Origin of the sequence: Pseudomonas sp. GD04091 (assembly GCF_029836165.1) — a bacterium.
GTDB lineage: Bacteria > Pseudomonadota > Gammaproteobacteria > Pseudomonadales > Pseudomonadaceae > Aquipseudomonas.
Genome location: NZ_JAOEBG010000017.1, coordinates 66,469 through 91,648, shown reverse-complemented (window position 1 = coordinate 91,648; position 25,180 = coordinate 66,469). Strand labels below are relative to the sequence as shown.

Genomic DNA, 25,180 nt, shown 5'->3' with positions numbered 1-25,180 from the left:
CCATGCCGGCAAAATGCCGCCATGGTCTTTTCTCATCGGCAGAGAGGGCGTGGGACTGGACCTGCAAACCAGGTAGGAAAAGTCTCGCCGAGCCGAAGGATCTAGCCTGAGGTCAGAGCCTGAAACGACCCACCAGCCCCTGCAGGTGAGTGCCCAGGCGCGCCAGTTCGACACTGGAACTGGCCGTCTCTTCGCTGGCTGCCGAGGTCTGGTCGGAGATGTCGCGCACGTTCATCACGCTGCGGTTGATCTCTTCGGCCACGGCGCTCTGCTGCTCGGCGGCGGTGGCGATCTGCTGGTTCATCGCCTGGATCGACGACACGGTGCGGGTGATGGTTTCCAGCGAGCCACCGGCACGGCGGGTGAGTTCGACACTGCTGTCGGTCAACGCGCGGCTGCTGTCCATGACGCTGGCCACGCGCTCGGTGCCGTTCTGCAGGCCGGCGATCAACGTTTCGATTTCCTCGGTGGACTGCTGGGTGCGCTGGGCCAGGCTGCGCACCTCGTCGGCGACCACGGCGAAGCCACGTCCGGCTTCGCCAGCGCGGGCTGCCTCGATGGCGGCGTTGAGCGCCAGCAGGTTGGTCTGCTGGGCCACCGACTTGATCACGTCGAGCACGCTGCCGATCTTGTCGCTTTCGGCCTTGAGCTGGTTCATCGCCTCGCTGGAGTTCTCCACCTCGCCCGCCAGGCGCTCGATCTGGGCAATGGCCTCGCCGACCACCTTGTCACCTTCGCGGGCCTGCTGGTCGGCCATCAGCGCCGCTTCCGAGGCCTGTTCGGCATTGCGTGCCACTTCCTGCACGGTGGCGGCCATCTCGTTCATGGCGGTGGCCACCTGGTCGGTCTCGACCTTCTGGTTGTTGACCCCGGCGCTGGTCTGCTCGGTCACCGCCGACAGCTCCTCGGCGGCACTGGCGATCTGCGTCACGCCGTCGCCGATGCCGCCGATCAGATCGCGCAGGCCCTGGGTCATGCGCTGCATGCTGGCCTGCAGTTGGCCCAGCTCGTCGCGGCGCTCGACCTTGAGGTCCTGGCGCAGGTCGCCACCGGCCACGCGTTCGGCGGCGGCGAGGGTCTGGCGCAGGGGAACGATGATCTGCCGGGTGATGGCGAAGGCGGCCAGCACGCCCAGCAGCAGGGCCAGGCCGGTGACGCCGGCGAGCAGGGTCTTGGCCTGCTGGGTGCCCTGGTCGCGGACCTCGGTCTGCGAAACGGTCATCTCCTGGCTGGTGCCGAGCAGAATCTGGCCTTGTGCGGCCATGCGGCCCAAGGCCTGCTCGCTGGCGGACTGGGTGCTGCCGAACTGGTTCACCGCATCACGGTAGGCGGCAAGCGCTATGGCGGCGTCGTCAAGGCTGGCGGCGAACTCGGCCGGGAGCCTGGCCGGCAGGGCCTTGAGCACGGTCATGGCCTGGTCGATGGCGGTGAGCGCGGTCTGCTGGAACTCGGCCTTGCCGCTGTAGGTATAGCCGCGCACCTGGAAGCGCGCCTGCTGCAGCAGGGCGGCGACCTGCACGGCTTCCTGGTACTGCTGGATATCGCCACCCTGCAACAGGCGCTGCTGGACCTTGCCGATCAGGTCGGCGGCCTTGTCGGCGCTGTCGCCCAGCACGCCGCGGCTGGCCTCGCGGCGCTGGCCGGCCTGCCTGAGCTCGGCGAAGGCCTGCTGGTACTGGCGCACGGCGTCCTGTTGCTGGTCCAGGCGCTGGCGATCGGCGGGCAGCTCGATCTGGCCGAGCATGAACTGCACCTGGCGCTCGAGGTTGGCCAGGGCCTTTTCCAACTCGGCAACGGACGCGTCGTCACGGCTGCGCTCGTAGTGCTGGCGGGCGATGCGCAGGTCCTGGGTGTACTGGTGGATCACCGAGATGTTGCCGAGCTTGTCACCACGGCTGGTGACACTGTCGATACCCAGCCAGCCGGTGAAGGTGATGCCGAGGGTGAGCAGCAGCACCAGGCCGAAGCCGACCCCCAACTTGCGATTGACGCTTACATTTCCCAGTGTCTGGGCGAACCAACGGTACATAGACGACTCCCCGGCGTGCGGCAGTGCGGATTATTGTTCTGTTGCACAGGCCATCGGCGTGGGGCGGGGAAACTTGATGGGGAAAATCTGACCCGGCTGTCAGAAAATTCGCGAAAGCAGGGCCGTGACCGCTGTCTCCACGCGCAGGATACGATCACCCAGTTGCACCGGAGCCAGCCCGGCCTTGCCGAGCAGGTCGACTTCATAGGGGATCCAGCCGCCTTCCGGGCCGATCGCCAGGGTAACCGGGCCTTCCACGGCCCGCGGACAGGCAGGGTAGGGACCGGGGTGGCCGACCAGGCCGAGGGTGCCGGCGGCGATGGCGGGCAGGCGGTCTTCGACGAACGGTTTGAAGCGCTTCTCGATGATCACTTCGGGCAGCACCGTGTCGCGAGCCTGTTCCAGGCCGAGGATCAGGTTCTCGCGGATGTTGTCGGGGTTGAGGAAGGGCGTCTGCCAGAAGCTCTTCTCGACCTTGTAGCTGTTGACCAGGATCAGCCGTGGCACGCCCAGCGTGGCGACTGTCTGGAACAGCCGGCGCAGCATCTTCGGCCGGGGCACGGCCAGCACCAGGGTCAGCGGCAGCTTGGTCGGTGGCGGCTGATCGAAAGCCACCTGCAGCTCGGCTTCATGGCCTTCGAGGCGAATGACCTCGGCCTTGCCCATCAAGCCATTGATACGCCCCACGCGCAGGCTGTCACCCACCGCCACGCGGTGGATCTCCTGCATGTGGGTGAAGCGGCGATCGGCCAGGACGACACGGTCGGCCGACACGAAGTCGGCCTCTTCAAGCAGCAACAGGTTCACGGTTGGGTCGCAGGCGGTTGGTCGTTGGGGTCGTCGGTGGTTTCGTCCGGTTCGCGACTGCGCTTGCGGATCAGGCTGCCGCACAGCACGCCGACTTCGAACAGCATCCACATCGGCACCGCCAGCAGGGTCTGGGAGAAGATGTCAGGCGGCGTGAGGATCATGCCGACCACGAAGCAGCCAATGATCACGTAGGGGCGGATCTTCTTCAGGTACTGCACGTCGACCACGCCGATCCACACCAGTAGCACCACGGCCACCGGGATCTCGAACGCCACGCCGAAGGCGAAGAACAGGGTCATGACGAAGTCGAGGTAGCTGGAAATGTCGGTCATCATCGACACGCCTTCGGGCGTGGCGCTGGCGAAGAAGCCGAAGATCAGCGGGAACACCAGGAAGTAGGCGAAGGCCATGCCGGCGTAGAACAGGAAGATGCTCGACACCAGCAGCGGAATGGCGATGCGCTTTTCGTGGCGGTACAGGCCGGGGGCGATGAAGCCCCAGATCTGCTGCAGGATGAACGGGATCGCCAGGAACAGCGAGACGATCATGGTCAGCTTGAACGGCGTGAGGAACGGTGAGGCCACGTCAGTGGCGATCATCGTCGCGTTGGCCGGCAAGTGCGCGCGCAGCGGCGCCGAGACCAGGGTGTAGATCTGCTGGGCGAAGGAGAACAGCCCGGCGAAGATCAGGAAGATGGCGGCAACGCAGCGCAGCAGGCGGGTGCGCAGCTCGGTCAGGTGCGAGACCAGCGGCATTGGCTGGTCATGTTCCGGATTCTCGCTCATGGGGCTCGTGGCGGTGGTGGCGGCTCGGAGGGTGGCGTCGCGGCCGGCTGCGCGGGGGCGGTCTCGGCGGCGGGTGTGGCGGGTGTTTCAGCGCTGGTCGGCGGCTGCGCGGGTGGCGTCAGCGGGTTGAGGATGCGCTTGGCTTCCTCTTCCATGCGCAGGATGTGCTCGTTGTGCAACTGGCGACGGATGTCGTCGGCGCCGATCTCGCGCTCGACCTCCATCTTGATCGCATTGAAGCTGCGCTTGAGGCGGCCGATCCACAGGCCCGCGGTACGAGCGGCCCCCGGCAGGCGCTCGGGGCCGAGCACCAGCAGGGCGACCAGGCCGACGAGCAGCAGCTCGCTGAAACTGATGCCGAACATGGGTCAGTCTTTCCGCTGCGGCTCTTGGACCGGCTGGGCCTGGCCCTCGATGGTGTGGCCCTGGTTCGGCTGTGCGGTGTTCTGTACCGGCGGCACGGGCTGGGCGGGCGGAGGGGTCTGCTCGGCCGGCTTGGATTCTTCCTCGTTCATCGCCTTGCGGAAGCCCTTGATCGATTCGCCCAGGTCGCTGCCGAAGTTCTTCAGCTTCTTGGTGCCGAACACCAGCACCACGACGACCAGCAGGACGATCCAGTGTTTCCAGTCAAAAATGCCCATTTCGTACTCCTGAAAAATGTGTGTCGGTCTATCGGGCCCTGGGGCTGCTGCGCAGCCTTTTCGCCACAGGGTATCGCGAATCTGTCAGGCGATGCGGGCGCCTGTAGGAGCGGCCTTGCGTCGCGAAAGGGGCGCAACGCGCCCCCGGCAATCTTCAGGCAGAAGGCTGGCGCGCAGCCTTCTCGTCATGCCCGGAAAGCCCGAACCGACGCTCCAGCTCGTCGAGCACCGCCTGTGGATGCTGGCCCAGCGCGCTGAGCATGACCAGGCTATGAAACCACAGGTCCGCGGTCTCATAGATGACATCGCTGTAATCCTTGCTGGCGGCGGCATCCTTGGCGGCGATGATGGTCTCGATGGACTCTTCGCCGAGCTTCTCGAGGATCTTGTTCAGGCCCTTGTGATACAGGCTGGCCACGTAGCTGCTGTCCGGCGCCGCGTGCTTGCGCTCTTCCAGCACCTCGGCGAGGCGGTTCAGGGTGTCGCTCATGTCAGTGTCCCGCGCTGTAGATGGCGTCCGGATCCTTGAGGACCGGGTCGACGATTTTCCATTGGCCGTCTTCGAAGACGCGATAGAAGCAGCTTTCGCGGCCGGTATGGCAGGCGATATGGCCCAGCTGCTCGACCATGAGGATGATCACGTCGGCGTCGCAGTCCAGGCGCATTTCATGCAGTTTCTGCACATGGCCCGACTCTTCGCCCTTGCGCCACAGCTTGCCCCGCGAGCGCGACCAGTAGATGGCGCGATGCTCGGCGGCGGTCAGGGCGAGGGATTCACGGTTCATCCAGGCCATCATCAGCACGCGCCCGGTCTTGTGGTCCTGGGCGATGGCCGGTACCAGGCCATCGCTGTTCCACTTGATCTCGTCCAGCCAGTCTTTCATCGTCGACTCCAAACCGGGCCCGCTCCTGTACCGGGCCCCTGTGCGCTAGTGTGCCAGCCGGCAGCGCGGCTGGCTATCGGCGCACGATCAGGTACAGGCCGGCGGCAAGCATCAGCCAGGCCGGCCAGGCGGCCGGGGCGCTGAGGCTGACGGCGCCGGCCGCCAGGGTGGCGCCGCCGCCGAACAGGCCGGCGCCGAGCAGGCGCAGCGCCCAGTTGTCGCCGGCACGGCGCCGTTCGGGCAATTGCGGGTCATGCAGGTGCGGTTGCGACAGGCGCTCGAGCAGGTCGCGGGTCATGTCGGCCAGGTGTGGCAACTGCTCGGCCTGGCTGTACAGGTTGCCGATCACCGCCTTCGGGCTCATGCGTTCGCGCATCCAGCGCTCGAGAAACGGCTTGGCGGTGCTCCACAGGTCCAGGTCGGGGTAGAGCTGGCGGCCCAGGCCTTCGATGTTGAGCAGGGTCTTCTGCAGCAGCACCAGCTGCGGCTGGACCTCCATGTTGAAGCGCCGGGCAGTCTGGAACAGGCGCATCAGCACCTGGCCGAAGGAGATGTCCTTGAGTGGTTTCTCGAAGATCGGTTCGCACACGGTGCGGATCGCCGCTTCGAACTCGTTGACCTTGGTCTGGGCCGGCACCCAGCCCGAATCGATGTGCAACTGGGCCACGCGGCGGTAGTCGCGCTTGAAGAAGGCGATCAGGTTGCGCGCCAGGTAGTCCTGGTCCTCGGACGTGAGGCTGCCGACGATGCCGCAGTCGATGGCGATGTACTGCGGGCTCCACGGCTTGACCGTGCTGACGAAGATGTTGCCTGGGTGCATGTCGGCGTGGAAGAAGCTGTCACGGAATACCTGGGTGAAGAACACTTCGACGCCGCGCTCGGCCAGCAGCTTCATGTCGGTGCGCTGGTCGGCCAGGGTGGCCATGTCGGTGACCGGCACGCCGTAGATGCGCTCCATCACCAGCACCTTGGGTCGGCACAAGTCCCAGTACACCTGCGGCACGTACATCAGCTCCGAGCCTTCGAAGTTGCGCCGCAGCTGGCTGGCGTTGGCCGCCTCGCGCAGCAGGTCGAGCTCGTCGTAGATGGTCTTCTCGTAGTCGCCGACGATTTCCACCGGGTGCAGGCGGCGGGCATCGGCGGAGGCGCGCTCGGCGGCCTTGGCGATCAGGAACAGCCAGGCCAGATCCTGGGCGATTACCGGCTTGAGGCCCGGACGCACCACCTTGACCACCACTTCCTCGCCGCTCTTGAGGCGTGCGGCGTGGACCTGGGCCACGGAGGCCGACGCCAGCGGCTCGACGTCGAAGCGGCTGAACACCTCGCCGACCTTGGCGCCAAGCTGTTCCTCGATCAGCGCCACGGCCTTCTGCGGGTCGAACGGCGGCACGCGGTCCTGCAGCAGCATCAGCTCGTCGGCGATGTCGGTAGGCAACAGGTCGCGGCGGGTGGACAGCAATTGGCCGAACTTGATGAAGATCGGCCCCAGGTCCTGCAACGCCAGGCGCAGGCGCGCGCCACGGCTCAGCTGCGAGGGCTTGCGCGGCAGCCAGCGCCAGGGCATCAGCAGGCGCAGGCTGGCCAGCCACCAGGGCAGCAGGGGTTGATCGAAGAGCAGGTCGTCGAGGCGATAGCGGATCACGACGCGCTGGATGCGCAACAGACGGCGGACGGCGAGCAGCTTCATGCGTTATCGCTGGTATCAAGAGTGTGGGCGAGGCGGCGCAGGCGCGCCTCAAGGCGTTCGATATCGACTTTCAGGGCATCGAGCTCGCTGAACGCCGCTTCGGCTTCACGTTTGCCGACCAGGGTGCGGGACTCCTCGGCCAGGTATTCGGAGAGGTTCTGGCTGAAGCGGGCCAGGCCTTGCCGGGTCCAGCGCGCGCGCAGGCGCACGTGGCCGGCGATCAGCGCGGTCGGCACCGGGCCCAGCCAGCGCTGCAGCTCGTACTCCCAGTCCAGTTCCAGGTCCTGCAGCACGCCGAACAGGTCGAGCAGCACGGCGCTGTCGCCATGCAGCTCGACCTGCGGGCTGTGCAGCACGGCGGTCTTGTCCCTGGCCAGGGCCAGCTGCGCGAGGCGCCCGGCGGGTGCGCGCAGGGTACAGTCGACCTCGCCCTCCCAGTGGGCGGCGAGCATCAGGCCTTGTTCGTCGGGCAGCGCGAACAGCTTCAGGGCCGGCTGCACGCAGTCGATCTCGATCACCCTGCCCTCCAGCGCCGCCAGGCGCGGCAGGGCGGTGCTGTCCAGGCGCAGGACACGGTTGAGCCCGTGTTCGACGCTGGCGAGCAGGCCGGCCAGGAGCATCAGGGTTTGATCCCCCGGTGCACGGCGACGATGCCGCTGGTCATGTTGTGGTAGGTGACGCGGTCGAAGCCGGCCTCGACCATCATGCTCTTCAGGGTTTCCTGGTCGGGGTGCATGCGGATCGACTCGGCCAGATAGCGGTAGCTGTCGGCGTCGTTGGTGATCAGCTTGCCGGCCAGCGGCATGAAGGCGAACGAGTAGGCGTCGTAGGCCTTGGACATCAGCTTGCTGGTCGGCTTGGAGAACTCGAGGATCAACAGGCGGCCACCGGGCTTGAGCACCCGCAGCATGGAGCGGATGGCTTCGTCCTTGTGGGTCACGTTGCGCAGGCCGAAGGCGATGGTCACGCAGTCGAAGTGGTTGTCCGGGAATGGCAGCTTCTCGGCGTCGGCCTGGACGAACTCGATATTGCCGGCCACGCCGCGGTCGAGCAGGCGGTCGCGGCCGACCTTGAGCATCGAGTCGTTGATGTCGGCCAGTACCACCTGGCCGGTCGGGCCGACCAGCCGGGAGAACTTGGCGGCCAGGTCACCGGTGCCGCCGGCGATGTCCAGCACCCGGTTGCCGCTGCGCACCCCGGACAGCTCGATGGTGAAGCGCTTCCACAGGCGGTGCATGCCGCCGGAGAGCACGTCGTTCATCAGGTCGTACTTGGCGGCCACGGAGTGGAAGACCTCGGCGACTTTCTTCGCCTTCTGGCTTTCCGGCACGTCCTGGTAGCCGAAGTGGGTGGTGGGTTCGGCGTGGTCGCCTTTGCGCTGGTCGGTCATATCGCTTCACCAGAAAAAAATTACGGCCATTCTAGGGGCAACGGGCGGATTTGTCTTGGCGGGGTGTGCCGTCGGGCGGGCGGGGGCATAATGCTGCCATTGTCTTCATATCCAGGATCACCCGCATGACCCAGATCAGCGTCGAACGCAAACACACCCTCGGCCGCGAGGCCGCCCGCGCCAAGGCCGAGGTGCTGGTGGACAGGCTGACTCGCGAATACGACCTCAAGGCCAGCTGGAACGGCGACCGCGTCGACGTGTCGCGCAGCGGCGCCAATGGCAGCGTGCACATCGGCGAGGACATCATTCGCGTCGAGCTGAAGCTGGGCATGATGCTGTCGATGATGAGCGCCAGCATCAAGGGCGAGATCGAGCGGGCGCTGGACAAGGCGCTGGCCTGAGTCAGGACGCCGGGAACGGGATCAGCCCCTCGATCTGCGCGAGGCGCAGGTCGCCGCGGTAGATGCTGATCCGCTCCCTGGCAGTGGTCGAGCGTTCCAACTGCTCGGCCCGGCTCATCGCACGCGGTTCCCAGAACTTCAGGTGCCCCTTGGCGAACGCGCGTGGGGCCGCCTGGGCGCTGCTGTAGTGGAAATGAGCCTCCCAGAGCTTCTGCCTGGGGGCCTTGCGGGTGATGCTGTAGACGTCCAGGTAATCATTGGCCTTGAGGCGTTTGCGCACGGTGATGGCCATCACCTCGACCTGGTTTTCGCGCACCAGGAAACCCAGGGCCGTGCTGTCGGGGTGTCGGGTATTGAAATAGGCATCGGTGAGCATGCGGCGCTTCTCCTCTTGCATCTCCTGCACGGCGGTATCCAGTTGGCTTGCCAGCGTCTTGTCGGCCGCAGTACCGGTGTTCAGCTTCTGCGAGATGCCACTCATGTCCTCGATCTGCCAGTCCATCAGGTCTGCCAGGCTGTTGGGCTCATTCGCATAGCGTTTCGCCAGCGCGATCCGCTCATCCTTCTGGGCCAGCAGGCGCCGGCCGGTGCGCCGCAGGTCGGCGTTGCTGCGGGTGGCCGTGACAGCCGCCCCGGCGACGTCTTGCCAATGGTCGCCACGCTGTTCGTAGTGGAATGCGGCATGGGTCAGCGGATCGTTCTGCACGGCACGGCGGCTGCCCGGCTCCTCGTCGGCAAGGACCGCCCGGCCACGGTTCGTGCGAATCAGCCGGGGCTTGGCGGGGCGTGCCCGGTGCGTCATCGGCCTGGCCGGCGGCGCAACCCCTTGGTCGCTGTCGCGCAGGCAGTTGCTCAGTTCGCTCTCGGCCAGTGACTTCAAGTCGCTCAGCGCCCCGATGTAGTCGTTCACCCAGGCCCTGTCCAGCGCGGGCTCCGTGTCTGCGAGGGACAGCAGATAGCTGGCTTTGCCAATCGATATCTCGTACTCGCGTAACGCCGTGGCCAGGATCTCGGCCTGTTGGTCAAGCGGCAGATCGGCTTCGATCAGGCTGTCATGGCTCAGCAAGGCTTCGTGGAAGTCTCTGTTGCGCAAGTCGGCCAACAGGTGCAGCAATTGATCGTGGTTGTCCTGGGTCAGCAGGTCCCGCGCGATCACCAGCTGGCTGATATCGCTGATGACCTGGGCGTGGACGATGACAATGGAGTACTGACGCTGGGCGATGATTTCGTCCAGTCGGGCCTTTTTGTTCTTGAACTGGATCTTCGCGTCGTTGAGCACGGTGCTCAGGCTCTCATCCAGGCGGCGGCTGGTTGTCAGCATGCGTTTGTGGGTGGCCAGCGCGGCCTCCAGATTCGAACGATATTCCCTGAACAGGGTGGCCTGCTCCTGGCCGACGGGCAGCGACGCGAGCCGTGTCGATTGCTCCTTGAGCACCTGGTAGTCGGTCAGGTCGAGCAGATTGTGGAACAGGTGCAGATCAGTCTCTATCAGTTGCTCCCACCACACGCCATGGGCATAGGTGGAGACGTTCTTCCGATCGAAGCGGGTGAAGCGCGGCTCACTCAGTTGCGCATACAGCCTCACTTGCGACGTCAGCAGGCTGGACAGCTTCTCGTAGGTCAGGGACAGCATGTACAACCCGGTCCGGCTCCTGCTGCGCAGGTCGCGCAGTGCCTGCAGCTGGCCACGCAGGTCGTCCGGCAGATTGTCGGGGCCGGCGCCGGGGTGACGTGCCAATGCCTGGTTGAAGGCCTTTGCCATGGCGTCGTAGTCCTTGGTCTGCTCCAGGTATCGACGGGCCAGGGTTTCGTTCTTCTTCAACTGCTCATCGATATCGCGCGTTTCCTTCCTCAGCGCGTCGAATGCTTTCCTGTTGTCCTCACGCGTGGCTTCGAGGGTTCTCGGCATGCCGCCGGCGAGGTTCAGGTCGAGCATCCATTCGCCGTTCCAGCGAGTGATCCAGGGGCCTCGTTTCCGTTCGCGGCCGGGAATGTAGTAGCCGTCCCAATTGCCACCCCACTGGTCGGCCCATTGGCCCCGGCTTTCCTCGGGGCCGATGATGCGAATGCCGCCCCAGGTCTCCTCGATCTCGTAGGGATGGCCCTGCAGCTTCACGTAGCAGTGCTCGCCGACCTTGTAGAGGCCGCGCAAGCGACCTGCTGCCACGGCGACATGATCGACCAGGCTGATTCGCGCGCGCAGCGGGTTCAGCGCCTCGAGCTGTTCGGGGGGCAGGTTGCCCAGGCGCTGGTTGCCATGCCAGCGGGTGATCGCGATCGCCTCGCTTCGTCGCGCATCGACGGTGTTTTTCCAGGCTCTGGTCTCGGGCTTCACGGCGGCTCCCGGGGCACCGGTCTCGCGGGGCGCCGGGCCGTGGAAGCGCGGACGGAGGTCGTCGCCCAGGCGTATGCCAGTGGTGCTGGGGGCGCTGCCGTGGACCAGCAGCATGGCGAGGTTGATCAGCAGGTCGCTACCGGCCAGTGCTCTCTGTGCGGTAGTGCCTTCGGTCAGGCTGGACAGGTCGTCCTGCAGGGTGGTCAGGGTCGCGATCAGCCAGGCCACTGTGCCTACCGGCCCTGGCAGCAATGGCGTCAGTGTGTTGAAGGCCAGCCATGCGCACTGCATGATCAGCGCCCAGCGCTGCTGGGCGTTGGACACGCTCTGCCGCGAAGCCAGCAGCACCATGGCCTTGGCCTTGGCCTTCAGCACCTGATCGTCCAGATCGCCCGTCCAGGCGCTGAAGTCGATCGTGACGGGGTCTTGCAACTGCCGCAGCAACGAGTCGCTCAGTGCCGATCCCGCCCCCACCAGATGCGCCAACTCCGACAGGTGACGGTGCAGGTGCGGGCGGGTGAAGCCATCGTTTTCGTAGATGGGGCGGGCATCGTCGTCCAACCAGGCGAGGACGCTGTCCTGCACCTCGCCCTTGGCGCGGATGCTGGCCATCAGTTGGTCCTGGCTGGCGAATGCCTTCACCGCGCCGTTGCCGATCAGGGGACGGTACAGAATCCAGGTGCGTGGGGCATGCACCCGGATCACGAACATGCAGTGTGCCTGGTTGGCCGTCGACGCGCCTGGGGCGCAGCGAAACGCCAGGGGGGCCATGCTCACGCGGGGCGAATCGTCCTCTCTACCGCGGCAGAAGTCGGCGAGCACCTGCCAGGCACGTTCGTCGAGTTGGCCTTCGATCTTGGCGCGCAGGGCGCTGAGCAACAGGCTGTTGTGCCACTCGGTGGTAAACCGCACGAGGCGGGCGGCCTGCCGAGCCGAGTCGTGCAATTGCCGGTCGACGTAAAGGGGGTACTGGCCGCCGACATCCACCCGGTCGATCAGGGCCGCCACATAGTCAAGATTCATCCAGCGGGCGTCGATCGGCTTGCTGACGTCCGCCACCGTGGTGGCCACTTCCTGCTCGGTGGATTGCAGGCGGGAAATGGCAAGGTCGGTCAGCGTCAGTGTTTTCAGATAGTCGAGCCGCACAGGCCCCAGGGAGGAAGTCTGCACCCGCTGGGCAACCGTGATGATCAGCTGCCCAGGATCATGCTGGAGCTTGTCCGGGTGGTCCGCCTGCATCTGCTCGCGTAGGCGTCGGGCGGCGTACTGGCGAAGGTCCTCGATGCCGTCCAGCGATGTCGCGCCGCGGGACAGTGCCTGGCTGGCGGATAGCTCCAGCAATGCCGTGTGGTACTGAAAGCGGTCTTGCGTCGAGGCTGTGGCCAGCCAGCTCGGCAACGGAATGTCCAGTGGTTGGCGCACGATCCCGGCATGGCCGGGGAACGCCAGCCCTGGATCGCTCAGTATGCCGAACAGGGCCTGGAGATCGCTGACCTTGTCGATCGCCCGCAGCTGCAAGCGGCCGATGTCATCGAGCATGAGGTTGAGCAACTGGTTGGCCTGATAGCTGAATGCATCCCCGTCCAGCGGTTTGCAGGCCCAGGTCATCGCATCGAAATCGTAACGGTCCGCCAGCTCGTCGCGCAGGGCGTTGGCGAATGCCGGCAAGTCGGGGTAGCTGCGCACGGTGCCGGACGGCTTGCTCCAGAGCACAGGTGCGCCGCGTTGTCCGGTGATCAGCAGGTCGGGCAGCATCAGGTCGTCAAGGGTGTCCTGCTGACCAAGCGTGACCTGCATGCCATGGATGACGAGGGTGTCGTCGGTACCGTTGACCAGCGCGTACAAGGCGTCCTTGCCGGTTTCGTCCAGGCCTTGACGTTCGATGGCGCTGAGCAGGGCGGCCTTGAGGACTTGCTCCATCCAGCGCAGGCGCGGCACGTCCGAGTCGCCCTCGCTGCCATTCCAGAAACTGATCTGCGCTTGCTGGAAGGTGCCCGTCAGGGTGTCCAGCAACCTGTCGAAGATCGTGTTCACGGTTGGCATGTCGAGGTTGACTTCCTGGCGCTTGGTGCTGCGCGGCTGAGGCCGGAAGACCTGCGGCGGGGCGACGCTCAGATGGTCCGAGGCCGCCAGTGCCATGTTGCGGTCGGTCAGGAACCGTTCGAGCAGGTCGTCCAGCAGCGCCGTGTGCTGGGCGTTTCCTTGCGGATCCGGCGCATGGATGACGGTGAATGCTTCCAGGGAGTGCAGTTGAGGGTGATTCACCCGGATCCAGGGATAGTGGTCGGCCAAGGTCTCGAACGCTGCCTTGGCCAGAACCTGGCGCAGCGTGGGCCGGTTGCGAAAGCGGGTGCTGACAAGGCTTCTGAACGATAGGGGATGTACAGCGGATGTGGCGGGCATGGCGCTGGCGCTCCAGTCAATCGTGGGGGCCAGCATGCTGAGGCAGCCGAATGCTCTGGTGGCGGTAGATAGCGCAATGCCGCGACCTTAGGGTGAGAATTCTAATTTCTGCCTCTAACGTGTAGCCAAGCCCAACCTCCATGGGCGGTTCCTCCCTCCACTCATGAGCATGAGGTACAGAACATGGCCAAAGTAAACGTGAAGAAAAAGGACGAGACCCAGGGCTCCCTGGGTGAGGTGCGCGGTTACGCGCGCAAGATCTGGCTGGCGGGGCTGGGTGCCTACGCCCGTGTCGGCCAGGAAGGTTCGGAGTACCTGAAGGAGCTGGTCAAGGCCGGCGAAGGCGTCGAGAAACGTGGCAAGAAACGTCTCGACAAGGAGCTCGACGCCGCCAACAGCCAGATCGACGATGCCAGCCGCGAAGTGACCCGCGTGCGTGGCAAGGTCGAGGTCCAGCTGGACAAAATCGAGCAAGCCTTCGATGCACGCGTCGGTCGCGCCTTGAATCGCCTCGGCATTCCGTCTAAACATGACGTTGAGGCGTTGTCCATCAAGCTTGAACAGCTGCACGAGCTGCTCGAGCGCGTCGCGCACAAACCATAAGGAGAGCAGGATGGCTGGCAAGAAGAACACCGAGAAAGAAAGCAGCTCCTGGATCGGCGGGGTCGAGAAGTATTCCCGCAAGATCTGGCTGGCGGGCCTGGGTATCTACTCCAAGATCGACCAGGATGGTCCGAAGCTGTTCGATTCGCTGGTGAAGGATGGTGAAAAGGCCGAGAAGCAGGCGAAGAAGAGCGTCGACTCGGCCACCGACAGCGCCAAGTCGGCGACCACCTCGCGAGTGTCGGACGTCAAGGAACGCGCATTGGGCAAGTGGAGCGAGCTCGAGGAAGCCTTCGACAAGCGCCTGAACAGCGCCATCTCGCGCCTGGGTGTGCCCAGCCGCAATGAGATCAAGGCCCTGCACCAGCAGGTCGACTCGCTGACCAAGCAGATCGAGAAACTGACCGGCGCTTCGGTCACGCCGATCTCCAAGGCCAGCGCGAGCAAGACGGCGGCCAAGCCCCTGGCCAAGGCGGCAGCGAAGCCGGTAGCCAAGACCGCGGCGGCAAAACCTGCGGCCAAGCCTGCGGCGAAAACCGCGGCGGCCAAACCGGCAGCCAGGCCTGCCGCGAAACCTGTGGCGGCCAAACCCGCCGCCAAGCCTGCTGCGGCGAAAAAACCTGCTGTGAAGAAAGCCCCGGCCAAACCGGCGGCGGCCAAGCCGGCAGCACCAGCAGCCAGCGCAGCGCCGGCACCGAGCGCAGCCCCGGCCAGCAGCACCCCGTCGGCACCGCTCAATCCGGCCACCCAGGCCTGATACCGCGTCGCTCTGATCGCGGGGCAAGCCCGCTCCCACGAAGTCTGCACAGACCTCGTGGGGGCGGGCTTGCCCCGTGATTGCTTCAGCCTTCCAGATACCTCATCGCCAGCTGTTCCGCCGCCTTGCGCGCCGGTGCCTGCAAGTGCGGCGCCACCAGCATCATCACCTGATACACCACCACTCCCACGTCGCCTTCGCGCCCCAGCACTCGCTGGTAGTCCAGCGAACACATCAGCGTCAGCGTGATCTGTTCCACCAGTTGTCCCAGCGCCTGGGTCTCGCTGGTCACCTGCCCCTGGCCCTTGAGGCTGGCCAGCAGCGCGGCGAGGGTGCGCTTGAGCGCGTTGATCAGGCTGCGCATGCCCCGCGCCAGCTTGGGCAGACGCCCGGTGAGGTTGGACAGGTCCTGGAACAGGAAGCGGTACTGGGCCATGCGCTCGACGATCAGGTGCAGGAACAGCCAGTAGTCCTCGGCGTCCAGGCGCACGTCCAGCGGCGGATCGAGCAGCGGCATCAGTTCTTCTTCGAACCGCTCGAACAGGCCAATGACCAGCGGCTCCTTGCCGTGGAAGTGGTAATACAGGTTGCCTGGGCTGATCCCCAGTTCGTTGGCGATCTCCAGGGTCGAGACGTTCGGCTCGCCCTGGCGGTTGAACAGCTGCAGGGCGCACTCAAGGATGCGGTCACGGGTCTTCATTCGCTCAGCGCGCCAGCACGTAGCTGCCCGGCGCGGGGCCCAGCGCTGGATAGGTGGCGTTGCCCAGCTCGTCGCGTGATGGCTTGAGCGTGCCGGAGCGCTGGCCGATCCACTCCATCCACAGTGGCCACCAGCTGCCGTCGCGGCGCTGGGCGTCGTGGAACCAGGCCCGTGGGTCGCTGGAGAGCTTGGGGTTTTCCAGGTAATAGGACTTGGGGTTGCCGGGCGGGTTGATGATGCTCTGGATGTGGCCGCTGTTGGCCAGGATGAAACGCCGATCGCCACCGAGCAGCAGCGTCGAGCGGTATACCGCGTCCCAGGGGGTGATGTGGTCGTTGCTGCCGGCCACGGTGAAGCTGTCCAGCCCGACCTGCCTGAGGTCGATCGGCGTGCCGCACACCTCAAGCCCTTCAGGGAAGGTCAGCGGGTTGAGCTTGAAGAAGTCCAGCAGGTCGCCGTGCAGGGCCGCTGGCAGACGGGTACTGTCGGCGTTCCAGTAGAGGATGTCGAAGGCCGGTGGCGTCCTGCCCATCAGGTAGTTGTTGACCCAGTAGTTCCAGATCAGGTCGTTGGGGCGCATCCAGGCGAAGATCCGCGCCACCTCGCCGCCATCCAGCACGCCGCGCTGGTAGGAGCGGCGCTTCGCCGCCTCGACGGTCTGCTCGTCGGCGAACAGGCTGGCCGGGCTGTCGAACTGGCTGTCGAGCAGGCTCACCAGGTAGGTGGCGCTGCGCACCTTGCGCAGCTGCTTTTTCGCCTGCAGGTGGCCCTGCAGCGCAGCCATGGTCAGGCCGCCGGCGCAGGCCCCCATCAGGTTGGGGTCGCGGCTGCCGCTGATGCTGCGGCAGGCGTTGAGCGCTTCTTCCAGGGCTTGCACATAGCTGGACAGCCCCCATTCACGGTGACGCGGATCGGGGTTGCGCCAGCTGACCATGAACACCTGCAGGCCCTGCTTGAGCATGTACTGGACAAAGCTGTTGGTCGGGCTCAGGTCGAAGATGTAGAACTTGTTGATTTGCGGTGGCACCACCAGCAGCGGCCGGGCGTACTGTTTCTCGCTCATGGGCTTGTACTGGATCAACTCCAGCAGCTCGTTGCGAAACACCACCGCACCAGCGGTGGCGGCGAGGTTGCCACCGACCTCGAAGGCCCGTTCGTCCACCTGGCGTGGCAAGCCGTCGTTGTGGCGCAGGTCGTCGAGCAGGTGGCTGGCGCCGCGCAGCAGGCTCAGGCCACCGGTGTTGAGCAGCTCCTTGACCGCCAGCGGGTTGAGCAGCGAGTTGCTGGGGGCCAGGGCGTCACTGACCAGATTGAACAGAAACTGCGCCCGGGCGCGGTCGTCGTCGGCCAGGCTGCTTTCCTCGATCCACAGGCGGGTCTGTTTCTGCCAGGCCAGGTAGGCTTGCAGGCCACGGCGGTAGAGCGGGTTCTGGCTCCAGGTCGGATCACTGAAGCGGGCATCGCGCGGGTGCGGTTGAAAGGGGCTGTCGCCGATCAGCACACGGCCCAGCTGGCCCCCCAGGCTCAGCAGGTGGTGCGCGGTGTGCAGCGGGTTGCGCAACCCGATCCGGCCAACCTGGCGCAGGGTCGATATGAGATCGCGACCGCGCAGGCCGGTGATGGCGTTCTGCACATTCATGCTGGTGACCGGGGGCGAAGCCTTCCCTTTTTCCGGTTTGTCCTTCATGGCAACACTCCCTCGTCGTTCCATTTGCGCGGAGTCCTCTTCGCGGGCAGGCCCGCTCCCACAGGGTTCAACGCTGTCCACCGTGGAAGCGGGCTTGCCCGCGAAGGCAAATAGCGTCAGGTGCCCGAAGCGGGCCGTGGGTGCATGACCGCGCGCTGGCGCTCTTGCTGGAGGAATTTCATGATGATCGGGGCGACGGCCTCGGCCCGGGTGATCAGGAACAGGTGGCCATCGTCGATTATGTGTAGCTGGGCATTGGGAATTCGCCAGGCCAGCAGGCGCATGTTGATCAGCGGAATCAGCGGATCGTCGTCGCCGGCCAGTACCAGGGTCGGCTGCTGGATCTTGTGCAGCCAGTGGATGCTGGTCCAGCCGAGCCCGGCGAACAGCTGCCAGTAGTAGCCCAACTTGCCGCCGGAGCGCACCTTCGAGGCATGGTGCATGGCCAGGTCCGGATCGCGGCGAAAGCCGCCGCCGTAGATCAGCGGGGCGATGCGGATCACATGGGACGGCTGCACGTAGCGCCGCGGGCTGGCCATCATCCACAGTACCTTGGGCTTGCCCGGCACCATCACCGCGCCCGCGGCGGTGGCGGCCAGCACCAGTTTCTTGCAGCGTTCCGGGTAGTCGTAGGCGAACTGCTGTGCCAGTGCACCGCCCCAGGACACGCCGATGACATTGACCTGGCCGTAGTCCAGGTAGTCGAGCATGCGCGCGGTGAGCTTGGCCAGGCCGGGGAAGCGGTAGGGGTGGCGTGGCGTCGACGAGCCGCCGACCCCGGGCACGTCGAAGGCGATGACCTCCAGGTCCGGGTCCAGCGCCTCGATGAACGGGAACACCAGCTCCAGGTTGGCGCCGATGCCGTTGAAGATCAGCAGCGGCGTCAGGTGAGGCTTGCCCGGGCGGACCGCGGTGCGGATGGACTGGTTGTCCAGCTCGACGGTCCTGAAGATGTACGGTTGCGGCATGCGCGTGACTCTGTGGTGAAAGTAGCGCCGCGCCGTTCCTGCGGAGGCGTCGCGGCGGTTCTGCTCAACGCTCGTGAACGTAGGTGCCAGGTGCGGCCTCGCCGGCGGCGTAGGCGCGATTGCCCAGGCGCGTCGGGGCCTTCTTCAACGCGCCGGCCCGTTCGCCCAGCCAGGTCTGCCAGTGCAGCCACCAGGAGTCGGCATGCTTGATCGCGTTGTCCTGCCAGGCCACCGGATCGTCCGGGCGGTCCTCGCCGGTCATGAAGCGTGCCTTGGGGTTGCCCGGCGGGTTGAGGATGCTCTGGATGTGTCCGCTGTTGGACAGCACGAATTCGATCTTGCCGCCGAACAGGTGCGCCGAGCGGTAGCACGATTGCCACGGGGTGATGTGGTCGGCGGTGCCGGCGACGCTGTAGATGTCGCAGTCGACTTTCTTCAGGTCGATGGCGGTGCCGCATACCTCCAGTGCTTCGGAGCGTGTCAGCGGGTTGTTCTTGAACATCTCGATCAGGTCGCCGTGGAAGGCGGCCGGCAGCCGGGTGGTGTCGTTGTTCCAGAACAGGATGTCGAACACCGGTGGCTCATTGCCGAGCAGGTAGTTGTTGACCCAGTAGTTCCAGATCAGGTCGTTGGGGCGCATCCAGGCGAACACCTTGGCCATGTCGCTGCCCTCTAGCACGCCGGCCTGGTAGGAGTGGCGCTTGGCGGCTTCGAGGGTCTGCTCGTCGACGAACAGGGCGACCTGGGTATCGACCGTGGTATCGAGCACGCTCACCAGCAGGGTGAGGGCGTTGACCTTCTTTTCGCCGAGCGCGGCGTAATGGCCCACCAGCGCGGTGCAGGTGATGCCGCCGGAGCAGGCGCCGAGCATGTTCAGATCCTTGCTGCCGGTGATCGCCAGCACCGCGTCGACCGCCTCCTTGAGCGCATCGATGTAGGTCGACAGCCCCCACTCGCGCTGGGCCTTGGTCGGGTTGCGCCAGCTGACGATGAAGGTCTGCTGCTGCGAGCGCAGGCAGAAGCGCGCCAGGCTCTTCTCCGGACTCAGGTCGAAGACATAGAACTTGTTGATCTGCGGCGGCACCACCAGCAGCGGGCGGCTGTGCACCTGTTCGGTGATCGGGCGGTACTGGATCAGCTCCAGCACATCGTTGCGGTACACCACCGAGCCTTCGCTGGTGCCCAGGTTCTTGCCGACCTCGAAGGCCTCCATGTTCACCTGGCTGGGCATGCCACCGTTGTTGACCATGTCCTTGGCCAGGTTGGACAGGCCATCGAGCAGGCTCTTGCCGCCGGTCTCGAAGAAGCGCTTGACCGCGGCGGGGTTGGAGAGGGTGTTGGTGGGGGCCATGGCCTCGGTCATCAGGTTGATGACGAACTGCCCGCGGCTGATGTCCTGCGGCGACAGGTCGCTCTCGGCGATCCAGTCGTTGAGCTCCTTGCGCCAGGCCAGGTAGGTCTGCAGGTAGCGGCGATACAGCGGGTTCTTGCTCCACGCCGGGTCGCTGAAGCGACGGTCGTCGCCTTCGGGCTGCAGGGCCGACTTGCCCAGCAGCACGTTCTTCAGTTCCAGGCCGAAATGCGCCACGTGCTTGGCGCTGTGCAACGGCTGGCGAATAGCCTGGCGCAATACCGTGCGCGCCGAGGTCAGCAGGTCCTTGCGGCGAATGCCGATGACCGGGTTCAGCCCCAGGGTGTTTTCCGAGGCCTGCCGCTGCAACTCATCGTTGTTCTTGTTACTCATCTACGACGCTCCGTTGTCCTGAGACGAGTACCGGTGTGCTGTGACAGCCCGGTACTGCTACTCGGGTGACCAGTGATAAGGAACAGCGGTGCTGCGACCGGATGCGTGTCGATGATGAGCTGCGGGGGTTTCTGCGTGTGAAGACAACCTGCTTTCGCTCGCGACCTCTACATACCGGCCTGGCCCTGCCTGCCACGAGGGCGATGCAGGGAACTTGCCAGCTCCATTGGTTACCCGACTTTCATGTAATGCGCAAGACAGCCAGTCTTTGGCGGCCATTCACGCATTCAAGCAGATGGGATTAGAAAATGCGCTCTAAAGCCTGGAGGCCTTGAGCTAGAGCATCAGTTTCACGACGGATTCGGACGGGTCGCGGGATTTGCCGGCCTTGTGCAGTTCGTCGAGGTACTCGGCCCACAGCTGTTCCTGGCGCAGGCACAGCTGCTCGAGGTACTCCCAGGTGAACAATCCGGAGTCATGGCCGTCGTCGAAGGTCAGTTTCAGTGCGTACTGACCGGCCGGTTCCAGGCCGCTGAGGCCAACGTTGATCTTGCCGAATTGCAGGATGGGGTTGCCATGGCCCTGGACCTCGGCGGAGGGAGAGTGCACCCGCAGGAACTCGGCGGGCAGGTGGTAGACCTCGTCGGGGGCGTAGGTGAGGGTGAGGGTCTTGGAGGCTTTGTGCAGATTGATGGCGGTGGGCAGGCGGGCCATGGGCGAATCTCTCTTTGGCTTCAAGCTGCAAGCTTCGAGTGATTCCTGGCATTGTGCAAGGGGGCTGCTGCGCAGCCCAATCGCGACACAAGGCCGCTCCTACAGGGAAACGCGATCTTCTGTAGGAGCGGCCTTGTGTCGCGATAGGGCCGCGCAGCGGCCCCTGCGGTCTTACAGGATGTAGCGCGACAGGTCTTCGTTCTGCGCCAGCTCACCGAGGTGGCTGTTCACGTACGCCGCGTCGATGTGGATCGGCTTCTCGTCATGGGTGCTGGCCAGGTCGCCGGCGCTGAACGACACCTCTTCGAGCAGGCGCTCGAGCAGGGTGTGCAGGCGACGGGCACCGATGTTCTCGGTCTTCTCGTTGACCTGGAACGCGATTTCGGCCAGGCGCTTGAGGCCTTCGTCGGCGAACTCGATGTGCAGGCCTTCGGTCTTGAGCAGTTCGCGGTACTGTTCGGTCAGCGACGCATGCGGTTCTTTCAGGATGCGCTCGAAATCTTCCGGGGTCAGGGCCTTGAGCTCGACGCGGATCGGCAGGCGACCCTGCAGCTCGGGTACCAGGTCGCTTGGCTTGCTCAGGTGGAACGCGCCGGAGGCGATGAACAGGATGTGGTCGGTCTTGACCATGCCCAGCTTGGTGTTGACGGTGCAGCCTTCGATCAGCGGCAGCAGGTCGCGCTGCACGCCTTCGCGGGACACATCGGCGCCGCCAACGTTGCCACGCTTGGCCACCTTGTCGATCTCGTCGATGAACACGATGCCGTGCTGCTCGACCGCTTCCAGGGCCTTGGCCTTGAGCTCTTCCTCGTTGACCAGGCGGCCGGCCTCTTCATCGCGGATCATCTTCAGGGCGTCCTTGACCTTCAGCTTGCGCGCCTTGCGCTTGCCCTTGCCCATGTTGGCGAACAGGCTCTGCAGCTGGTTGGTCATCTCTTCCATGCCAGGCGGCGCGGCGATCTCGACGCCCATGTTCTCGGCGACTTCGATCTCGATTTCCTTGTCGTCCAGCTGGCCTTCGCGCAGGCGCTTGCGGAACAGCTGGCGGGTGTTGGAGTCGCCGCTGGACTGCTGGGCTTCCTCGCTGAAACTGCTGACCCGCGCCTGCGGCAGCAGGGCGTCGAGGATGCGGTCTTCGGCGGCGTCCTCGGCACGGTGGCGCACGCGGACGATCTCCTGCTCGCGCAGCATCTTCAGCGCGGCGTCGGCCAGGTCGCGGATGATCGACTCGACGTCACGGCCAACGTAGCCGACTTCGGTGAACTTGGTCGCTTCGACCTTGATGAACGGCGCGTTGGCCAGCTTGGCCAGGCGGCGGGCGATTTCGGTCTTGCCCACGCCGGTGGGGCCGATCATCAGGATGTTCTTGGGGGTGACTTCGGCACGCAGCTCGGCGGGCAGCTGCATGCGCCGCCAGCGGTTGCGCAGGGCGATGGCGACGGCGCGCTTGGCGTCGTCCTGGCCGATGATGTGGCGGTTGAGTTCGTGGACGATCTCGCGGGGGGTCATGGACATGGTGAATACGGTCCTCGAGCAGAGCTGTCAGTGTGGAAAAGTCCCGCTACGAGCGGGACGCCAAAACAACTGATCAGTCGGCCAGGTCCTGCTCCTCGATGGTCAGGTTGTGGTTGGTGAACACGCAGATGTCACCGGCGATGTTCAGGGCGGTCTCGGCGATTTCGCGGGCCGAGAGGTCGGTCTTGTTCAGCAGCGCGCGGGCCGCGGCCTGGGCGTAGGCGCCGCCGGAACCCATGGCGATCAGGCCATCCTCGGGTTCGACCACGTCGCCATTGCCGGTGATGATCAGCGAGGCATCCTTGTTGGCCACGGCCAGCATGGCCTCCAGGCGGCTCAGGGTACGGTCGGTACGCCATTCCTTGGCCAGCTCGACGGCGGCGCGCACCAGGTGGCCGGAGTGTTTCTGCAGCTGGGCTTCAAAGCGCTCGAACAGCGTGAAGGCGTCGGCGGTGGCACCGGCGAAGCCGGCGATGACCTGGCCGTTGTACAGGCGACGGACTTTTTTGGCGTTGCCTTTCATCACGGTGTTGCCGAGGGAAACCTGGCCGTCGCCGCCCATGACGACTTTGCCGTTACGGCGGACAGAAACGATGGTAGTCAAGGGAGAGTCTCCACGCAGCGGGGCGAAAATGCCTGATGGAGAGTCATATGGGGGGAGGGGGGAAGGATTTCAACCGGGGGAGATGAATGGTTGCTGCAGCTTCAAGGCGAAAGGTGAACAGTGTGGGAGCGGCCTTGCGTCGCGAAAGGGCTGCGCAGCAGCCCCACAACCTCGACATCATGCATGGATTGCTGGGGCCGCTTTGCGGCCCTTTCGCGACACAAGGCCGCTCCCACAGCGATACTCAGGCCTCGTGGCAGACGTGCCCGTCGACCAAGGTATAACGCACTGCACCCGGCAGGCAGTGGCCGATGAACGGGCAGTTCTCGCCACGGGAGAACCACTGCTCGCCCGCCACGGTGGAGGCTTGAGGGTCGAACAGCAGCAGATCCGCCGCGCCGCCCACCTTCAACTCGCCCGCCGGCAGGCGCATGGCCTGGGCCGGACCACTGCTCAGGCGTGCCAGCAGCGTCGGCAGGTCGAGCAGGCCGTCTTCCACCAGGGTCATGGCCAGCGGCAGCAGCAGCTCGACGCTGCTGATACCCGGCTCGGTGGCGCCGAACGGCGCCAGCTTGGCGTCGCGCTCATGGGGCTGATGGTGGCTGCAGATCGCCTGGATCACCCCGGACTTCACCGCCTCACGCAGGCCGTCGCGGTCGGCCGCGGTGCGCAGCGGCGGCTGCACGTGGTACAGGCTGGAGAAGTCGCGCAGGGCCTCGTCGGTGAGGATCAGCTGGTACAGCGCCACGTCGGCGGTGACCGGCAGACCCAGCTGCTGGGCCTGGGCGATCAGCCGGGCGCCACGGGCGCTGGTGATCTGGCTGAAATGGGCGCGCACGCCGGTCTGTTCGACCAGCAGCAGGTTGCGCGCCAGGGCCACGGTCTCGGCGGTTTCCGGGATGCCGGGCAAGCCGAGGAAACTGGCCATGGGGCCTTCGTGGGCCAGGCCGCCTTGCGACAGGTCGCGGTCCTGGGAGTGGAACACCACGGTCAGGTCGAAGGTGGCGGCGTACTCCAGCGCGCGGGCCAGGGTACGGTTGTTGGGGATTTCCTTGAGGCCGTTGCCGAATGCCACGCAACCGGTGTCACGCAGGGCCACCAGCTCGGCCAGTTGCTCGCCTTCCAGGCCCTTGGTCAGGGCGCCGATCGGGTAGACCTTGCTGTTGGCGGCTTCGCGGGCGCGGTCGAGGATCAGCTCGGCCACCGCCGAGGTGTCCAGCACCGGCTTGGTCTGCGGCGGGCAGCACAGGCTGGTGACGCCGCCGGCGACCGCAGCGCGGGTTTCGCTGGCGATGTTGCCCTTGCGGCTGTAGCCCGGCTCGCGCAGCGAGACGCCGAGGTCGACCAGGCCAGGGGCGGCGACCAGGCCGTCGGCCTGGATCGTGCGGCTGGCGCTGAAGCCGGCCGGCGCCGCGCCGATGGCGGCAATGCGCCCGCCGTCCAGGTGCAGGTCGGTGATGCGGTCCAGGCCGCTGGCAGGATCGATGACCCGGGCGCCGATGATGCTGATGGTCACTGGGCGTTCTCCTGCTCGAATTGACGTTGCGCGGTCTGTCCGCTCATGGCCATGGACAGCACGGCCATGCGCACGGCGATGCCGTAGGTGACCTGGTTGAGGATCACCGAATGCTGGCCGTCGGCCACCGCCGATTCGATCTCCACGCCGCGGTTGATCGGGCCCGGGTGCATGACGATGGCATCGGGCTTGGCCCCGGCCAGGCGCGCGGTGGTCAGGCCGAACAGGCGGTAGAACTCGCCCTCGCTGGGCAGCAGGCCACCGGCCATGCGCTCGCGCTGCAGGCGCAGCATGATCACCACGTCGACGTCCTTGAGGCCTTCGGCCAGGTCGGTGTAGACCTTCACCCCGTACTGCTCGATGCCGATCGGGATCAGGGTTTTCGGGCCGATCACGCGGATGTCCGGGCAGCCCAGCGCCTTGAGCGCGAGCATGTCGGAGCGGGCCACGCGCGAGTGCAGGATATCGCCGACGATCGCCACCGACAGGTTCTCGAAACTGCCCTTGTGACGGCGGATGGTCAGCATGTCGAGCATGCCCTGGGTCGGGTGGGCGTGGCGGCCATCGCCGCCGTTGATCACCGCCACGTCCGGGCACACGTGCTCGGCGATGAAGTGGGCGGCGCCGGAGTCGGAGTGACGCACGACGAACATGTCGGCGGCCATGGCCTCCAGGTTGCGCAGGGTGTCGAACAGGGTCTCGCCCTTGCTGGTCGAGGAAGTCGACACGTTCAGGCTGATCACGTCGGCCGACAGGCGCTGGGCCGCCAGTTCGAAGGTGGTGCGGGTACGGGTCGAGTTCTCGAAGAACACGTTGCACACGGTCTTGCCGCGCAGCAACGGGACTTTCTTCACGGCCCGGGCGCCGACTTCGAGGAACGAGTCGGCGGTGTCGAGGATCTCGGTGAGCAGTTCGCGGGGCAAACCGTCGAGCGAGAGGAAGTGGCGCAGCTGGCCCTGGTCATTGAGCTGCAGCGGGCGCTTGGCGTCGGATGGCGTCATCGCGGG

General features: G+C 65.6%; 23 protein-coding genes. 3 read left to right on the top strand and 20 right to left on the bottom strand.

Translation table 11 applies throughout. From position 1 onward, the window contains the following. Positions 1-112: 112 nt before the first annotated feature. The 10 genes from N7422_RS19260 to ubiE form a co-directional block, all read right to left on the bottom strand. The gene (locus N7422_RS19260) at positions 113-2,029 is read right to left on the bottom strand and encodes a methyl-accepting chemotaxis protein (RefSeq protein WP_279808017.1); all 1,917 of its coding nucleotides are present in this window, start codon (positions 2,027-2,029) and stop codon (positions 113-115) included. Between the two features lie 99 nt (positions 2,030-2,128). Next, entirely contained in the window at positions 2,129-2,836 is a 708-nt protein-coding gene (locus N7422_RS19255) for a 16S rRNA (uracil(1498)-N(3))-methyltransferase (RefSeq protein ID WP_279808016.1), read from the bottom strand. Further along, positions 2,833-3,624, bottom strand: a complete 792-nt coding sequence (gene tatC, locus N7422_RS19250; RefSeq protein WP_279808015.1) for a twin-arginine translocase subunit TatC — start codon at positions 3,622-3,624, stop codon at positions 2,833-2,835. The genes N7422_RS19255 and tatC overlap by 4 nt, the downstream gene beginning before the upstream one ends. Continuing rightward, positions 3,621-3,989, bottom strand: coding sequence for a Sec-independent protein translocase protein TatB (gene tatB / locus N7422_RS19245; RefSeq protein WP_279808014.1), 369 nt, complete (start codon positions 3,987-3,989; stop codon positions 3,621-3,623). Before tatB ends, tatC begins: the two co-directional genes overlap by 4 nt. A 3-nt stretch (positions 3,990-3,992) precedes the next feature. Beyond that, a complete protein-coding gene (locus tag N7422_RS19240) occupies positions 3,993-4,265 on the bottom strand; it encodes a twin-arginine translocase TatA/TatE family subunit (protein ID WP_279808013.1) in 273 nt (90 codons plus the stop codon). Positions 4,266-4,419: 154 nt separating this feature from the next. After that, the gene (locus tag N7422_RS19235; protein ID WP_050707262.1) at positions 4,420-4,755 is read right to left on the bottom strand and encodes a phosphoribosyl-ATP diphosphatase; all 336 of its coding nucleotides are present in this window, start codon (positions 4,753-4,755) and stop codon (positions 4,420-4,422) included. A gap of 1 nt (position 4,756) precedes the next feature. Then, positions 4,757-5,149 (bottom strand): phosphoribosyl-AMP cyclohydrolase, encoded by a 393-nt coding sequence (gene hisI, locus N7422_RS19230; protein WP_023632585.1) that lies wholly within the window; start codon positions 5,147-5,149, stop codon positions 4,757-4,759. Positions 5,150-5,222: 73 nt separating this feature from the next. Next, on the bottom strand, positions 5,223-6,836 hold the full coding sequence (gene ubiB, locus N7422_RS19225) for a ubiquinone biosynthesis regulatory protein kinase UbiB (RefSeq protein ID WP_279808012.1): 1,614 nt from the start codon (positions 6,834-6,836) through the stop codon (positions 5,223-5,225). Next, positions 6,833-7,456, bottom strand: coding sequence for an SCP2 sterol-binding domain-containing protein (locus tag N7422_RS19220; RefSeq protein WP_279808010.1), 624 nt, complete (start codon positions 7,454-7,456; stop codon positions 6,833-6,835). Before N7422_RS19220 ends, ubiB begins: the two co-directional genes overlap by 4 nt. Next, positions 7,456-8,226 (bottom strand): bifunctional demethylmenaquinone methyltransferase/2-methoxy-6-polyprenyl-1,4-benzoquinol methylase UbiE, encoded by a 771-nt coding sequence (gene ubiE / locus N7422_RS19215; protein ID WP_279808009.1) that lies wholly within the window; start codon positions 8,224-8,226, stop codon positions 7,456-7,458. Before ubiE ends, N7422_RS19220 begins: the two co-directional genes overlap by 1 nt. A gap of 125 nt (positions 8,227-8,351) precedes the next feature. Here ubiE and N7422_RS19210 point away from each other — a divergent pair, with 125 nt between their 5' ends. Then, positions 8,352-8,627 carry a polyhydroxyalkanoic acid system family protein gene (locus tag N7422_RS19210; protein ID WP_279808008.1) on the top strand — a complete coding sequence of 92 codons (276 nt, stop codon included), beginning with the start codon at positions 8,352-8,354 and terminating at the stop codon, positions 8,625-8,627. A gap of 1 nt (position 8,628) precedes the next feature. Here the strand turns inward: N7422_RS19210 and N7422_RS19205 are convergent, their stop codons facing one another. Further along, positions 8,629-13,365 carry a DUF6543 domain-containing protein gene (locus N7422_RS19205; RefSeq protein WP_279808007.1) on the bottom strand — a complete coding sequence of 1,579 codons (4,737 nt, stop codon included), beginning with the start codon at positions 13,363-13,365 and terminating at the stop codon, positions 8,629-8,631. Positions 13,366-13,548: 183 nt separating this feature from the next. On the opposite strand from N7422_RS19205, the gene N7422_RS19200 reads away from it, so the two are divergent. Next, positions 13,549-13,968, top strand: coding sequence for a phasin family protein (locus tag N7422_RS19200; RefSeq protein ID WP_279808006.1), 420 nt, complete (start codon positions 13,549-13,551; stop codon positions 13,966-13,968). Between the two features lie 10 nt (positions 13,969-13,978). Further along, the gene (locus N7422_RS19195; protein ID WP_279808005.1) at positions 13,979-14,725 is read left to right on the top strand and encodes a phasin family protein; all 747 of its coding nucleotides are present in this window, start codon (positions 13,979-13,981) and stop codon (positions 14,723-14,725) included. 85 nt (positions 14,726-14,810) lie between these two features. Here N7422_RS19195 and N7422_RS19190 read toward each other — a convergent pair whose 3' ends face one another. From N7422_RS19190 to N7422_RS19150, 9 genes are all read right to left on the bottom strand, one after another. Then, positions 14,811-15,425: a TetR/AcrR family transcriptional regulator gene (locus tag N7422_RS19190; protein ID WP_279808004.1), complete on the bottom strand. Its 615-nt coding sequence runs from the start codon at positions 15,423-15,425 to the stop codon at positions 14,811-14,813. Positions 15,426-15,429: 4 nt separating this feature from the next. Further along, positions 15,430-17,112, bottom strand: coding sequence for a class II poly(R)-hydroxyalkanoic acid synthase (gene phaC, locus N7422_RS19185; RefSeq protein WP_279808003.1), 1,683 nt, complete (start codon positions 17,110-17,112; stop codon positions 15,430-15,432). A gap of 116 nt (positions 17,113-17,228) precedes the next feature. Further along, the gene (gene phaZ, locus N7422_RS19180; protein WP_279808001.1) at positions 17,229-18,080 is read right to left on the bottom strand and encodes a poly(3-hydroxyalkanoate) depolymerase; all 852 of its coding nucleotides are present in this window, start codon (positions 18,078-18,080) and stop codon (positions 17,229-17,231) included. Between the two features lie 64 nt (positions 18,081-18,144). Next, a complete protein-coding gene (gene phaC / locus N7422_RS19175; protein WP_279808000.1) occupies positions 18,145-19,824 on the bottom strand; it encodes a class II poly(R)-hydroxyalkanoic acid synthase in 1,680 nt (559 codons plus the stop codon). Between the two features lie 336 nt (positions 19,825-20,160). After that, complete coding sequence (locus tag N7422_RS19170) at positions 20,161-20,538, bottom strand: DUF971 domain-containing protein (RefSeq protein WP_279807999.1); 378 nt, start codon at positions 20,536-20,538, stop codon at positions 20,161-20,163. A 171-nt stretch (positions 20,539-20,709) separates the two neighbouring features. Further along, a complete protein-coding gene (gene hslU, locus N7422_RS19165) occupies positions 20,710-22,053 on the bottom strand; it encodes an ATP-dependent protease ATPase subunit HslU (protein WP_279807998.1) in 1,344 nt (447 codons plus the stop codon). A 73-nt stretch (positions 22,054-22,126) separates the two neighbouring features. Next, positions 22,127-22,657, bottom strand: coding sequence for an ATP-dependent protease subunit HslV (gene hslV / locus N7422_RS19160; RefSeq protein WP_279807997.1), 531 nt, complete (start codon positions 22,655-22,657; stop codon positions 22,127-22,129). Between the two features lie 244 nt (positions 22,658-22,901). Further along, positions 22,902-24,173 (bottom strand): dihydroorotase, encoded by a 1,272-nt coding sequence (locus N7422_RS19155; RefSeq protein WP_279807996.1) that lies wholly within the window; start codon positions 24,171-24,173, stop codon positions 22,902-22,904. Continuing rightward, positions 24,170-25,174: an aspartate carbamoyltransferase catalytic subunit gene (locus N7422_RS19150; protein WP_279807995.1), complete on the bottom strand. Its 1,005-nt coding sequence runs from the start codon at positions 25,172-25,174 to the stop codon at positions 24,170-24,172. Before N7422_RS19150 ends, N7422_RS19155 begins: the two co-directional genes overlap by 4 nt. Positions 25,175-25,180: the final 6 nt, after the last annotated feature.

Bases quoted from the DNA above. Each gene is read 5' to 3' on its own strand.
- N7422_RS19235 (WP_050707262.1), bottom strand. From the start codon at position 4,755: ATGAGCGACACCCTGAACCGCCTCGCCGAGGTGCTGGAAGAGCGCAAG.
- N7422_RS19190 (WP_279808004.1), bottom strand. From the start codon at position 15,425: ATGAAGACCCGTGACCGCATCCTTGAGTGCGCCCTGCAGCTGTTCAAC.
- N7422_RS19240 (WP_279808013.1), bottom strand. From the start codon at position 4,265: ATGGGCATTTTTGACTGGAAACACTGGATCGTCCTGCTGGTCGTCGTG.
- phaC (WP_279808000.1), bottom strand. From the start codon at position 19,824: ATGAGTAACAAGAACAACGATGAGTTGCAGCGGCAGGCCTCGGAAAAC.
- N7422_RS19150 (WP_279807995.1), bottom strand. From the start codon at position 25,174: ATGACGCCATCCGACGCCAAGCGCCCGCTGCAGCTCAATGACCAGGGC.
- N7422_RS19170 (WP_279807999.1), bottom strand. From the start codon at position 20,538: ATGGCCCGCCTGCCCACCGCCATCAATCTGCACAAAGCCTCCAAGACC.
- N7422_RS19210 (WP_279808008.1), top strand. From the start codon at position 8,352: ATGACCCAGATCAGCGTCGAACGCAAACACACCCTCGGCCGCGAGGCC.
- N7422_RS19195 (WP_279808005.1), top strand. From the start codon at position 13,979: ATGGCTGGCAAGAAGAACACCGAGAAAGAAAGCAGCTCCTGGATCGGC.
- phaC (WP_279808003.1), bottom strand. From the start codon at position 17,112: ATGAAGGACAAACCGGAAAAAGGGAAGGCTTCGCCCCCGGTCACCAGC.
- hisI (WP_023632585.1), bottom strand. From the start codon at position 5,149: ATGAAAGACTGGCTGGACGAGATCAAGTGGAACAGCGATGGCCTGGTA.
- hslU (WP_279807998.1), bottom strand. From the start codon at position 22,053: ATGTCCATGACCCCCCGCGAGATCGTCCACGAACTCAACCGCCACATC.
- ubiB (WP_279808012.1), bottom strand. From the start codon at position 6,836: ATGAAGCTGCTCGCCGTCCGCCGTCTGTTGCGCATCCAGCGCGTCGTG.
- ubiE (WP_279808009.1), bottom strand. From the start codon at position 8,226: ATGACCGACCAGCGCAAAGGCGACCACGCCGAACCCACCACCCACTTC.
- tatB (WP_279808014.1), bottom strand. From the start codon at position 3,989: ATGTTCGGCATCAGTTTCAGCGAGCTGCTGCTCGTCGGCCTGGTCGCC.
- N7422_RS19205 (WP_279808007.1), bottom strand. From the start codon at position 13,365: ATGCCCGCCACATCCGCTGTACATCCCCTATCGTTCAGAAGCCTTGTC.
- N7422_RS19220 (WP_279808010.1), bottom strand. From the start codon at position 7,456: ATGCTCCTGGCCGGCCTGCTCGCCAGCGTCGAACACGGGCTCAACCGT.
- phaZ (WP_279808001.1), bottom strand. From the start codon at position 18,080: ATGCCGCAACCGTACATCTTCAGGACCGTCGAGCTGGACAACCAGTCC.
- tatC (WP_279808015.1), bottom strand. From the start codon at position 3,624: ATGAGCGAGAATCCGGAACATGACCAGCCAATGCCGCTGGTCTCGCAC.
- N7422_RS19200 (WP_279808006.1), top strand. From the start codon at position 13,549: ATGGCCAAAGTAAACGTGAAGAAAAAGGACGAGACCCAGGGCTCCCTG.
- N7422_RS19260 (WP_279808017.1), bottom strand. From the start codon at position 2,029: ATGTACCGTTGGTTCGCCCAGACACTGGGAAATGTAAGCGTCAATCGC.